This window comes from Thermus sediminis, from assembly GCF_003426945.1.
In the GTDB taxonomy this organism is placed as follows: Bacteria; Deinococcota; Deinococci; order Deinococcales; family Thermaceae; genus Thermus; species Thermus sediminis.
Genome location: NZ_QURO01000004.1, coordinates 263,551 through 275,537, shown reverse-complemented (window position 1 = coordinate 275,537; position 11,987 = coordinate 263,551). Strand labels below are relative to the sequence as shown.

10 protein-coding genes are annotated in these 11,987 nt (G+C 65.4%); 9 read left to right on the top strand and 1 reads right to left on the bottom strand.

Annotated features, from left to right (window positions below):
- The first annotated feature begins 61 nt into the window (after positions 1-61).
- The 9 genes from gabT (at position 62) to ATI37_RS02105 (ending at position 10,419) form a co-directional block, all read left to right on the top strand.
- Positions 62-1,351 (top strand): 4-aminobutyrate--2-oxoglutarate transaminase, encoded by a 1,290-nt coding sequence (gene gabT, locus ATI37_RS02145; protein ID WP_117236909.1) that lies wholly within the window; start codon positions 62-64, stop codon positions 1,349-1,351.
- 186 nt (positions 1,352-1,537) lie between these two features.
- Entirely contained in the window at positions 1,538-2,572 is a 1,035-nt protein-coding gene (locus ATI37_RS02140) for an ABC transporter ATP-binding protein (protein ID WP_117236908.1), read from the top strand.
- Entirely contained in the window at positions 2,565-3,470 is a 906-nt protein-coding gene (locus ATI37_RS02135; RefSeq protein WP_117236907.1) for an ABC transporter permease, read from the top strand. Before ATI37_RS02140 ends, ATI37_RS02135 begins: the two co-directional genes overlap by 8 nt.
- A gap of 59 nt (positions 3,471-3,529) precedes the next feature.
- A complete protein-coding gene (locus ATI37_RS02130) occupies positions 3,530-4,258 on the top strand; it encodes an ABC transporter permease (protein ID WP_408646675.1) in 729 nt (242 codons plus the stop codon).
- Positions 4,255-5,277, top strand: coding sequence for a polyamine ABC transporter substrate-binding protein (locus ATI37_RS02125; RefSeq protein ID WP_117236905.1), 1,023 nt, complete (start codon positions 4,255-4,257; stop codon positions 5,275-5,277). The genes ATI37_RS02130 and ATI37_RS02125 overlap by 4 nt, the downstream gene beginning before the upstream one ends.
- A gap of 2 nt (positions 5,278-5,279) precedes the next feature.
- A complete protein-coding gene (locus tag ATI37_RS02120) occupies positions 5,280-6,623 on the top strand; it encodes an aspartate aminotransferase family protein (RefSeq protein ID WP_117236904.1) in 1,344 nt (447 codons plus the stop codon).
- Positions 6,607-7,266: a GNAT family N-acetyltransferase gene (locus ATI37_RS02115; protein WP_117236903.1), complete on the top strand. Its 660-nt coding sequence runs from the start codon at positions 6,607-6,609 to the stop codon at positions 7,264-7,266. The genes ATI37_RS02120 and ATI37_RS02115 overlap by 17 nt, the downstream gene beginning before the upstream one ends.
- Positions 7,263-8,729, top strand: a complete 1,467-nt coding sequence (locus ATI37_RS02110; protein ID WP_117236902.1) for an amidohydrolase — start codon at positions 7,263-7,265, stop codon at positions 8,727-8,729. The genes ATI37_RS02115 and ATI37_RS02110 overlap by 4 nt, the downstream gene beginning before the upstream one ends.
- Complete coding sequence (locus tag ATI37_RS02105) at positions 8,707-10,419, top strand: aldehyde ferredoxin oxidoreductase C-terminal domain-containing protein (RefSeq protein ID WP_117236901.1); 1,713 nt, start codon at positions 8,707-8,709, stop codon at positions 10,417-10,419. Before ATI37_RS02110 ends, ATI37_RS02105 begins: the two co-directional genes overlap by 23 nt.
- Here the strand turns inward: ATI37_RS02105 and ATI37_RS02100 are convergent.
- A complete protein-coding gene (locus tag ATI37_RS02100; RefSeq protein WP_117236900.1) occupies positions 10,392-11,936 on the bottom strand; it encodes an acyl-CoA dehydrogenase family protein in 1,545 nt (514 codons plus the stop codon). The genes ATI37_RS02105 and ATI37_RS02100 overlap by 28 nt on opposite strands.
- Positions 11,937-11,987: the final 51 nt, after the last annotated feature.

Here is an 11,987-nt window from a genome sequence, read left to right as displayed (position 1 = left end):
CTTTCCATGACATTGAAGGGGCCGGGGGTTTGGCGTAACTTTCGGTCTCAAAGGAGGCGAGGTGCTCGAAACCCCATGGCGCAACCAAGCCCTTTGGCAACTGCGAGAGCGCTACGTCCCGAGAGGGGTGGCCCAGGCCCACCCTATTTTCGTGGCCCGGGCCAAGGGGGTACGGCTTTGGGACGTGGACGGCCGGGAGTATCTGGACTTCGCCGGGGGCATTGGGGTCATGAACGTGGGCCATGGCCACCCGAGGGTCCTTCAGGCGGTGCGGGCCCAGCTAGAGCACTTCACCCACACCTGCTTCCAGGTGACCCCCTACGAGGCCTACGTACGCCTGGCGGAGCGCCTGGCCCAGGTTTCTCCCGGGGCTTTTCCTAAGAAGGCCATCTTCCTTACCACGGGGGCGGAGGCGGTAGAGAACGCGGTCAAGGTCGCCCGGGCGTATACGGGCAGGCCAGCAGTGGTAGCCCTCACCCACAGCTTCCACGGCCGCACCCTCCTGGGCATGTCCCTCACGGGGAAGGCTTCCTACTACAAGCAGAACTTCGGCCCCTTCGCCCCCGAGGTCTACCACGCCCCCGCCCCCTACCCTTACCGGGGGGTTTCCGATGGCCTGGCCGTGGAGGGCCTCGAAGAGCTTTTCCGCACCCAGGTGGACCCGGAGCGGGTGGCCGCCTTGATCCTGGAACCCATCCTGGGCGAGGGCGGATTTATTCCTCTGTCGCCTGCGTACCTAAAGGAGGTGCGCCGGATCACCGAGGCCCACGGTATCCTCCTAGTGGCTGATGAGATTCAGTCCGGCTTTGGCCGCACCGGGCGGATGTGGGCCATTGAGCATAGCGGGGTGGTGCCGGATCTCCTCACCTTCGCCAAAAGCGTGGCCGCGGGGCTTCCCCTTTCGGGGGTGGTGGGGCGGGCCGAGGTCATGGACGCTCCTATGCCCGGGGGCCTGGGGGGGACCTACGCGGGCAACCCCCTGGCCTGCGCCGCCGGGCTTGCGGTGTTGGATGTCTTTGCCGAAGAGGGCCTTTTGGATCGAGCGGAAGTTTTGGCCAAGGTCCTTTGGGATGGGCTTTTGCGTTTTCAGGAGCGCTTCCTCCAGGTGGGGGAGGTGCGGGGCCTGGGGCCCATGGTGGCCCTGGAGCTGGTGCGGGACCGGAAAAGCAAGGAGCCTGCCCCAGAGCTTGCCCAGGCGGTGCTGGAGGCGGCCAGGGATCGGGGTCTCATCCTCCTCAAGGCGGGGATGTACGGCAACGTCTTAAGGATCCTGGTTCCCTTGGTAGCCTCTCTGGAAGAGGCCCAAGAGGGGCTTAGGCGAATGGAGGAGGCCCTAGAGGCTAGCCTATGAACACACCGCGTCTGAGGCCGGTGCAGGTGGGGGTGTTCAAAGCTAGACTGGACCAGATTCACTGGATGGTATGGAGCTTTTCCTATTGGGGCGAGACTCCGCCTCGCAAAAGGGCCTGGCTCCTTGGGAATGACTTACTGTATGGAATTTTTTGGAGGAGGCGGTGTGCGTCGGGCCGGGGTTAGGATGACCACCAAAGTGGAAGAGGCGAAGGAAGCTGGGTTGGCTCTTGAGAATCTAATCAAGCGCTTTGGGGACCACGAGGTGCTAAAAGGGGTTTCCCTAGAGGTGCGCCCTGGGGAGTTCTTCACCCTCCTGGGGCCTTCCGGGTGCGGGAAAACCACCCTCCTGCGTATCGTGGGAGGCTTTGAGGTGCCCGATGAGGGGAGGGTGGTCTTGCAGGGACAGGACATTACACCCCTTCCCGCCTATAGGCGGCCCGTGAACACCGTCTTCCAGAACTACGCCCTCTTTCCCCACCTGACCGTTTATGAAAATGTGGCCTTTGGTCTCCGGAGCCGCCGCTTTCCCGAAAGCGAGGTGCGCACCCGGGTGGAGTACGCCCTCGGGCTTCTAAGGCTAGAGAGCTTTGTCCATCGCTACCCCCACCAGCTCTCCGGGGGACAGAAGCAGCGGGTAGCCCTAGCCCGAGCCCTGGTTAACGAGCCCGAGGTGCTCCTTCTGGACGAGCCCACGAGCGCCTTGGACGCGAAACTCCGCGCCGAGGTGCAGGTGGAGCTTCGCAACCTGCAGAGGCGGCTCGGGGCCACCTTCATCCTGGTTACCCACGACCAAGAGGAGGCTATGGCCGTCTCCGACCGTATCGGGGTCATGGAGGCGGGAAACCTCCTCCAGGTGGGCACGCCCGAGGAGGTATACGAACGGCCTCGGACCCGGTTCGCAGCGGAGTTTTTGGGGGTGGCCAACCTGATCCCGGCCCGGCGGGTGGGGGAGGGGGTGGAGACCCCCTTGGGTTTCTTCCCCTTGAGGGTGCCCTGGGCTGAGGGTCTTCTCGCCGTGCGTCCAGAGAAGGTGCAGGTATCCAAAGAGGCCTTTTCAGGCGGCCTCTTGGCTCGGGTGCGGGAGGTGGTCTACCGGGGGGCCTATCTGGAGGCTTTCCTGGAGCCCGTTCTTCGGGTGCGGACTACCCTGAGGCTGGCCCCTGGGGAGGAGGTCTTCGTGAGGGTGCCCGTAGAGGGGTTGGTGGTCCTGGATGGGTAGGGTTCTCGTTTGGTACGGGGAGCTTACCACGGCCTCGAGCCTGGCGCGGCGAGGGCTTCTTCTCCTTTTTCCCGGATTCCTCTGGCTCCTGATTTTCTTGGTGCTCCCGGGCCTTCTCCTAGTCCCCCTTTCCTTCGCCGAGCGGGGGGCCTTTGGCGAGGTGGTCTGGACCTTCAGCCTGGAGAACTACCAAAGACTTCTGGGCTTTGGGGTTTTGGGCTTCAGCCTAGACAACCTCATAGCCCTCCTCCGCACCCTCTGGATGGCTTTCTGGACTACGCTGATCTGCGTGTTCCTCGCCTATCCCATCGCCTTCTTTATCCGCGCCCAGCCGGCTAGCCGCCGCTACCTTTTCCTGGCCCTGGTCCTTATCCCGTTCTGGACCAATCTGGTGATCCGCACCTACGCCTGGCAGCTCCTCCTGGCCCCCGAGATGCCCTTGGCCCGCTTCCTCTCCGCCCTTGGCTTGGCGGAGCCCGGTATGGCTCTTTTTCCCAGTGCTTTCGCCGTCTACGTGGGCATGGTGAGCGCCTTTTTGCCCTTCATGGTCCTGCCCCTTTACGCTAGCGTGGAGCGACTGGACATGAGCTTCGTGGAGGCGGCCCAGGACCTCTACAGCAGTCCCTGGCGTGCCTTTTTCCACGGCGTTTTGCCCCAAACTCTCTCCGGCCTTACCGTGGGGGTGATCCTCACCTTTATCCCGGCTATGGGCATGTTTGTGGTGCCCGACCTCCTGGGGGGGGCTAAGAACCTTTTGGTGGGCAACCTAATCCAGCAGGCCTTCTACACCATGCGGGACTGGCCCTATGGGGCCGCCTTGAGCCTGGTCCTCATCCTGCTCACCCTGGTGGCCCTGCGCCTTTACCGCCGCTATGGGAAGGAGGTGAACCTCGCGTGAGGGTTTCCCTCTGGGTGCGGGCGGTGGCCTTGGGTTCCTTGGCCTTTCTATACCTCCCCATGTTGGCCGTGGCCATCTTTTCCTTCAACAAGGCCCGCCACGGCCTCTCTTGGGAAGGGTTTACCCTGGACTGGTACCTGCGCCTTCTGCAGAATGAGGCCATCCTCGAGGCCACCCGCAACACTTTTCTCCTGGCCATCCTCTCTACCCTCCTATCCACTTTCCTGGGCACCCTGTTCGCCTTAGGGTTGGAGCGCCACCCCTGGGGCCAGGGGTTCAGGAGCTTTCTGGAAAACCTCCTCTACCTGCCCGTGGTGACCCCTGACCTGATCCTGGCCGCGGCCTTGGTGGTGGCCTTTGGCTTTCTGAGGGCGGTTTTCAGCCTCTTTGAGCCGGGGCTTCTCACTATGGTCATCGGGCACGTGACCTTTCAGGTGGCCTTTGTGGCCTTGGTGGTGGGGAGCCGTCTGCGGAGCCTGCCACGGGAGCTGGATGAGGCCGCTTGGGACCTCTACGCCACCTATCCCACGTATGTGCGGCGGGTCCTCCTTCCCCTCCTCGCCCCTGGCATCGTAGCCGGGGCTATGCTGGCCTTTACCCTCTCCCTGGACGACTTCGTTATCAGCTTCTTCACCGCGGGCCCCACCAGCCAGACCCTGCCCCTTATCATTTACGCCTCCACCCGCAGGGGCATCACCCCGGAGATCCATGCGGTTTCCACCCTGGTCTTTCTCCTCACCGTGGTCTTGGTTCTAGGCGCAGAGCGCTTGACAAGGAGGTCGGCATGAGAGGGATTCTGGTGATTTTGGCGGTTTTCTTAACCCCGGGCTTGGCCCAGAAGGAGCTTCGGCTTTTCATCTGGTCAGAGTACATAGACCCTGCTATCCTCGAGGCCTTCAGCAAAGAGACGGGCCTCAGGGTGCGGGTAGACCTCTACGAGTCCAACGAGGAGCTCATCGCCAAGCTTCGGGCGGGCGGGGTGGGACAGTACGACCTCATTTTTCCCTCGGACTTCTACGTTCCCTCCCTCATCCAGCTGAAGTTGGTCCGCCCCCTGGACCACGCCAAAATCCCCAACCTGAAGAACCTGGACGATAGGTTTAAAAACCCTCCCTTTGACCCCGGCAACCGTTACTCCGCCGCCTACCAGTGGGGCACTACTGGGCTCATCTACCGCAAGGACCGGGTGCCGGAGCCCAGAAGCTGGGCGGTTCTCTTCAAGGAGCCCAAAGCCCCCTTCATCCTCATGGACTCGCCCAGGGAGATGCTGGGCAACGTTCTCAAGTACCTGGGCTACTCGGTGAACACCAAAAACCGCATGGAGGTGCAGCGGGCAGGGCAGGTGCTCCTCCAGGCCAAGAGAAGCCGCTACTTCCTGGGGTTTGAGGGCGGCGTGGGGGGCAAGAACCGGGTGGTGGCGGGGGCTGCCACCTACGCCGTGGTCTACAACGGGGATGCAATAAAGGCGGCGGACGAGAACCCTAGCAGAGTGGCCTTCGCCATTCCCCAGGAGGGGGCCACCTTGTGGGTCGACTCCATGATGATTCCCGCCAGGGCCCCGAATCCCGAGGGGGCCCACCGCTTCATCAACTTCATCCTAGACCCCAAGGTGGGGGCCCAGCTCTCCAACTTTAACCGCTTCGCCACCCCTAACAAGGCGGCTTTGCCCTACATCAACCCCAAAGACCGAAGGAACCCCGCCATCTACCCTTCGCCCGAGGCCATGCGGCGCCTAGAGTACATCCTGGACCTGGGCAGGGACAACCGCATCTATGACGAGGTTTGGACCGCGGTGAAGAGCAGGTGAACATGGGCCACATTCGGATCAAAACCCCTATTCCCGGTCCCAAGAGCAGGGCCTTGCAGGAGAGGCGGGCCCGGGCGGTTACTCGCGCCTTGGCCCAGGCCAACCCCATCGCCGTGGTCCGGGCTCACGGGGCCTTGGTGGAGGACGTGGACGGAAATGTCCTCATTGACCTGGCTGGGGGCATCGGGGCCCTGGCCGTGGGCCACACCCCCGAGGCCGTGGTGGAGGCCGTCAAGGCCCAGGCGGAATGCCTGATCCACATGTGCGCCATCGTGGCCAACTACGAGCCCTACGTGGCCCTGGCCGAGGCCCTGAACCGCCTCTTTCCCGGGCCTGGTCCCGCCAAGACCCTCCTGGCCAACGGCGGAGCCGAGGCAGTGGAGAACGCGGTCAAGCTGGCCCGGGCCTACACGGGCAGGGCGGCGGTCATGGTCTTCGAGGGGGCCTACCACGGCCGCACCAACCTTACCATGGCCATGACCTCCAAGTACGCCCTCTTCAAGAAGGGGTTTGGACCCTTCGCTCCCGAGGTCTACCGCCTGCCCGTGCCCAACCTGTACCGTACCCCTAGGGGCATGACGGAGGAGGAGTACCTGGAGTGGTCTCTTTGGAACCTGGAAAACGCCCTTATCGGCCACATAGATGGGAGCGCCCTGGCGGCCATCGTCATAGAGCCGGTTCTGGGGGAGGGGGGGTTCATCCCTGTTCCCTTTGCCTTTTTGCGCAAACTCCGGGAGATCGCTGACCGCACCGGAGCCCTTTTGGTAGTGGATGAGGTGCAGTCGGGCTCGGGGCGCACCGGGCGGATGTGGGCCATTGAGCATAGCGGCGTGGTGCCGGATCTCCTCATCTCCGCCAAGAGCCTGGGAGCTGGAATGCCTATCAGCGCCGTGACGGGAAGGGCGGAGGTTATGGACGCCCCCCACGTGGGTGGGGTGGGGAGTACCTATGGGGGGAATCCCCTGGCAGCGGTGGCGGCCCTCGAGGCCCTCAGAATCCTGGAGTCTCCGGGCTTCCTGGACCGGGCCCGGGCCATAGAGGCCAAGGTGCGGGAGGTCTTTGAACCCCTGAAGGGTGAGGTCCCCGCCCTGGGGGACGTGCGGGGCCTGGGGGCCATGATGGCCCTGGAGTTCGTCAAGGACCCCAACACCAAGGAGCCCTGGCCGGAATTTGTCCTGGAGCTCGTGCGTAAGAACGCCGAGAAGGGGGTGATCACCATTCGTGCCGGCCTTTACTCCAACGCCCTCCGCTTCCTACCCCCCTTGGACATCCCGTTGGACATGTTGGAAGAAGCCCTGCATGTGGTCCGGGAGAACATCCAGGAGGTGTATGCTACCTTCGCCTGAGCTCCTCGGGGATAGGCGTTTCGTCGTGGTGAGTTCGGAGCCCTGGATGGCGGAGACCCTGGAGGAAATCCAGGAGAAGAGCTTCCCCACCCTCTCCCGGGAGGAGCGCATGACCCGGGAGCACTACCTTTCCCACATGAGGATCTTCCCGGAAGGACAGCACGCAGTGGTGGAACTGGCCACGGGCAAGGTGGTGGCCTGCTCCACGGACTTCCGCACCCGGGTGGACTTCCACCACTACCAGCACCGCTATATAGAGGCCGTGGCGGGCAACTGGCTCACCAACCACGACCCGGAAGGGGACTGGCTTTACGGGGCGGACATCGGCGTTTTGCCAGAGTATCGGGGCCTGGGGCTTTCCAAGCTTCTCTACCGGGCGCGGCAAGACCTGGTGCGCCGCCTGAGGCTCAAGGGCCACGTGGCGGGGAGCATGCCCAAGGGCTACCACCTTTACGCCAAGGAGATGCCCATTGAGGAGTACGTCCACCGGGTGGTCCGGGGGGAGCTCACCGACCCGGTCCTCTCCGTGCAGCTTCGGCGGGGCTACCGGGTCTACGGCATCATCCCCGACTACCTCAAGGACCCCTCCTGCCTGGGCTACGGGGTCTTCGTGGTCTGGCGGAACCCGGAGGTGGGCTGGTGAGGCGGGTGGTGGGCTGGGTGTACGTTCCTGATGCCTGGGGACGGTTCCGGCCCCACCGGGCCCTTTGGGTGAGAGAAGGGCGGGTGGCGGGCCTGGAGCCGGGGCGCGGGGAGGGGGAGGCCATCCTACCCGGTTTCCACGATGCCCACGTGCACATCTGGAAGGTGGGACAGCTCCTCACCGATCTTCTGGACCTCAGGGGTGTGGGAAGCCTCGAGGCCTTGGGGAAACTCTTGCAGGAGCGGGACCGCCTTCTTCCTCCTGGAGCCTGGCTCCTAGGGCGGGGCTGGAACGAGGTCCGCCTCGGGGCCTGGCCTAACCGGGCCTTTTTGGACAGCGTCCTTCCCCGCCGCCCCGTGGTCCTCACCCGCACCTGCGCCCACATTCACGCGGCCAACACCAGGGCCCTGGAGGCCGCCGGTATCGGCCCGGATACTCCAAGCCCCCCTGGGGGCGAGATCCGCTATTGGGACGGTCTGCTCCTGGAACGGGCCCATGGTCTCCTGGAAAGGGCCTTGCCCAGGCGCACCGTGGATGACTACCAGCGCTACATCCTGGCCGGGGCCAGGCACCTTTTGTCTCACGGGATCACCTCGGCCCTAGAGCCCGGGGCCGATCCCCTGCTCCTCGCCGCCTACCGCCGCCTGGACCAGGAGGGCCGCCTCCCCATGCGGGTGAGCGTCCTGGCCGTAGTGCGTCCCGATGGGGAGGAGGCCACCTACCCTTTGCCCGAGCCCTACCGCTCGGAGCGCCTGGTCATCGCCGGGGTCAAGTTCTTCGCCGATGGGGGCCTTTCCGGCGCCTCGGCGGCCGTGAGCCGTCCTTACCGGGAGATGAGCGGGCAAGGGGTCTTGCGCCTCAGGGCGGAGGAGCTTTTTGAGCTGGCCCTCCCCGCCCACGAGAAGGGCTTTTTTATCGCCACCCACGCCATTGGGGATGTGGCCATCCTCGAGGTTCTCAAGGCCTACCGCCGCCTCTACAGGGCCAGGCCCCTGCCCACCCGGCATCGCCTGGAGCACTTCGGCCTGCCCAGCCCCAAGGCCTTGGCCCTGGCCCGGGCCCTGGGGGTCTGGGCGGTGCCCCAGCCCATCTTTCTGGACGAGCTCAGGGAAAACTTCCTCCGCTACCTTCCCCCCGAGTTCCTGCCCTGGTGCTATCAGCTTGTCCGCATGGAGCGGGCGGGGCTCTCCCTGGCCTTTTCCTCCGATGCCCCGGTGGTGCTAGAGGTGAGCCCCCTCAAAGGGGCCCTGGCTGCAGGCCGCCCCCTAACAGGAAGGGGCCTCCCTTTGGAGCGGGCCCTTTTCTACTACGCTCAGCCTGAGGCCAGCGCCCTGCCCCCTGCTCGGCTCTGGCCGGGGCATGCGGCAGACCTGGTAGCCTTTGACCGGGATCCCTTCCGTCACCCGGAGGAAACCCGGGTGGTGCGCGTGGAGGTGGACGGTGTGGCGGTCTTTACAGCTTGATCTGAAGGGAAGAAAGGCCTACTGGAACGAAGTGTCGCCGGAGGAGGTGGCCTTTGGGGGGCGGTACCGCACGGGGAAGGTCCTTTTGGAGCGGGAGGCCCACCGTTTTGACCCCCTTTCCCCGGAAAACCCCCTGGTCTTCGCCGTGGGGCCCCTTGCAGGCACGGGGTTCTCCAACGCCAACCGCACCAGCGTGGGCACCCGAAGCCCCCTTACCCTAGGCATCAAGGAGGCCAACGGTGGGGGCACCTTCGGCTACGCCCTGGGACAGCTCAAGCTGGCCTACCTGGTCCTCGAGGGCCAAAGCCCCGACTGGGTGGTCCTCCGCCTCACCAAGGCGGGGGAGGTCTTCTTTGACCCCGCAGGGGACCTCCTGGGCCTCGGCAACTTCGCCGCCGCAAAGAAGCTCTTCGCCGCCTACGGGGAAAGGATCGCCTTCGCCCTCTTAGGCCCCGTGGGGGAGTACCTGGGCCTCCTATCCGGCATCGCCTTTTCCGACGTAGACGGCCGCCCCTCCCGCCTGGCGGCCCGGGGGGGCGTGGGAGCGGTCATGGGCCTGAAGCGGGTCAAGGCCATCGTGGTGGAGGTTTTGGGGAAGGCGGAGGTTCACGACAAGCCCAAGGTGCTGGAAGGCGTCCGCCGCTACGCCCGGCTCCTCCGGGAGGACCCCCTGGTCATGAAGTTCTACAACGCCATCGGCACCATGGGGATGGCGGACTTCCAGAACGTCTTCGGGGGCCTGCCCGTGCGCAACTTCCGCCAGGGCAGGCTCGCCCCTCCGGAGGCGTTCCGCATGGGGGGACAGTACATCGCCCCCCTCAACAAAGGCCGGGGCGGCAAGCACACCCACGCCTGCATGCCGGGATGCGTGATCCAGTGCTCCAACGTGATTGTAGACGAAAGGGGGGAGGAGGTGGTCTCCCCTTTGGAGTACGAGACCATCGGCCTCCTGGGCACCAATTGTGGGCTCACCGACCCCGACCGGCTTGCCTGCCTCAACCGCCTGGCCAATGACCTGGGCATAGACACCATCGAGGCTGGGGCCAGCCTGGCCCTCTTCATGGAGAAGGGCTTGGCGGACTGGGGGGACTACGCCTTCATGGAGGCCAAGCTCAGGTCCCTTTACGGGGATGGCGAGGAGGCCCGCCTCCTGGCCCAGGGCACGGCCCGGCTGGGAGAGGCCTTGGGGGTTGAGCGCGTGCCTGTCGTCAAGCGTCAGGCCATCTCCGCCTACGACCCCCGGGTGGTGGAGGCCACGGGGGTGACCATGATGGTCACCGCCCAGGGGGCGGACCACACGGCTGGGAACGCCCCCAGGCTGGAGACCCGGGCCATGGGGGTGGAGGGGATCCTGGAGGCCAGCTACACCGCCCAGGTGAACGCCGCCGCCAACGATTCCCTGGGGCTTTGCGTCTTTGGGGGAAGCGTCACCAACAAGGAGACGACCTTCGTGGCCGAGGCGGTGAACGCCGCTTTGGGTACCCGCCTCACCCCGGACTTCTGGCGGGAGCTGGGAGAGGGGGTCCTTAGGCTGGAGCACCGCTTCAACCACCTGGCGGGCTTCACCCACGAGGAGGATCGCCTCCCCGAGTTCTTCTACCAAGAGCCCCTCCCCCCCAAGGGGTACACCGCCCGCTTCCGCCCCGAGGACCTAGAGCTCCTCTACGAGAGGCTCCACCAGGGGTCGTAAAGCTCGGGCCTTGCCGCCTCCTTGGGGAGGCTTTCCCCCTCCAGGAAGCGGCGGGCGTAGAGCCGGGCCATCTCTCCGTAGGGCTCCCCCATGGCCGAAAGGGCGTGGACGCTGAGGGCGTCCGAAAGGCGCCTTAGGGCCTCCTTGGCGTGCCAGGGGCCCTCCTCCTCCAGGCGCCTCAGGGCCCCTTCCGCCGCCTTTAGGGCTAGGGGGGTGGCCTGGAGCATCTCCAGAAGGGGCTCGTGGGCCCTTTTCTTGGCCACGGCCTCCAGCATGTCCAGGGCTTGGATGTTGGCCGGGCCCTCCCAGATGGGGGTGATGAGGGCTTCCCGGTGGAAGCGGGCCACCCCGTACTCCTCCAAGAAACCGAGCCCGCCAAAGAGCTCCATGGCAAGCCCGGTGACCTGGGCGGCGTGCTCGGCGGTGCGCCCCTTGGCCAGGTGGGAGAGGAGGCGGGCCAGGTGGTAGGCCGGGGAGTAGGGGGGCCTTTCCTCCCAGACCCGGTCAAACTGGGCCACGGCCAGGAAGGCCAGGGCGGTGCCCGCCACCTGCCTTAGGCGCATCTCTAGGAGGTCGTGCCGGACGAGGTCGTGGTCCAGGAGCCTTTTGCCGAAGGCCATGCGGCGGCGCACCCGGAAGAGGGTCTCCAGGTGGGCCTTCTTGGCGAGGCCCATGGCGGCTGCGGCGTTGGCCAGGCGGGCCACGGTGAGGGTTTCCAGGGTGTAGTAGATCCCCTCCTCGGGTTTGCCGATAAGGTGGGCGAGGCTCCCTTCTAGCTCCACCTCCCCCGAGGGCACGGCCCGGGTGGCGAGCTTTTCCTTGAAGCGGCGCACCCGGAAGTTGAGCCCTCCCTCCACCTCCCGGGGGAGGAGGAAAAGGGCGAGCCCCTTGGGGCCCTCCGGGGCGCCTTCCGGCCGGGCGGTGACCAGGGCCCAGTCCGCAAGCCCCGCCCCCGAGGCGAAGTACTTGTCCCCGTGGTAAAGCCGGTAGGCCTCCCCCTCCCTCCTGGCTAGGGTGCGGTTCGCCCCCAGGTCGCTTCCCCCTTGGATCTCCGTCATCCAGGTGGCCCCAAAGGCCCTCCCGTAGAGGAGGTCCCGCTTCACCCCTTCCCACTCCGGGGCGTACTTGTGGAGGGCGTAGGCCACCTGGTGGGTGATGGTAAGGATGCAGTAAAGTCCACCGTCCGCCAGGAGGTAGCCCATGGCGTAATGGAGGGGCCAGCCCCGGCCCTCGTAGGCGGGGCGGACCATGGACCTGAGCCTTTCCAATACGGCCCTTTGGGCAGGGGAGATCCAAGCCCGGTCTATGCGGTTTCCATCGGGGTCGTGCATCTGGAGGCGGGGTGGGGAGAGCTGGTCGATGTGGTGGGCCACCTCTAGCACCTCCTCCCCTACGAGCCTGCCGAAGGCGGAGAGCTCCTCCTGGGGCTGGCCCGGAGCAAAAGTGTCTAAAACCACTTTCAGATCCGGGTCCAAGGCGTAGTGGTCCTGGCCCTGGCTGTAGAAGATCCCTGGCATCCTGGTCTCCTCCTGCCCGCACCATAAGCCTCCTGGGCCCCGGCGTCAAGG

What these genes read in the sequence shown, in the direction of transcription:
- ATI37_RS02100 (WP_117236900.1), bottom strand. Translation starts at nt 11,936, where the DNA reads ATGCCAGGGATCTTCTACAGCCAGGGCCAGGACCACTACGCCTTGGAC.
- ATI37_RS02140 (WP_117236908.1), top strand. Translation starts at nt 1,538, where the DNA reads ATGACCACCAAAGTGGAAGAGGCGAAGGAAGCTGGGTTGGCTCTTGAG.
- ATI37_RS02115 (WP_117236903.1), top strand. Translation starts at nt 6,607, where the DNA reads ATGCTACCTTCGCCTGAGCTCCTCGGGGATAGGCGTTTCGTCGTGGTG.
- ATI37_RS02130 (WP_408646675.1), top strand. Translation starts at nt 3,530, where the DNA reads ATGTTGGCCGTGGCCATCTTTTCCTTCAACAAGGCCCGCCACGGCCTC.
- ATI37_RS02135 (WP_117236907.1), top strand. Translation starts at nt 2,565, where the DNA reads ATGGGTAGGGTTCTCGTTTGGTACGGGGAGCTTACCACGGCCTCGAGC.
- ATI37_RS02125 (WP_117236905.1), top strand. Translation starts at nt 4,255, where the DNA reads ATGAGAGGGATTCTGGTGATTTTGGCGGTTTTCTTAACCCCGGGCTTG.
- ATI37_RS02120 (WP_117236904.1), top strand. Translation starts at nt 5,280, where the DNA reads ATGGGCCACATTCGGATCAAAACCCCTATTCCCGGTCCCAAGAGCAGG.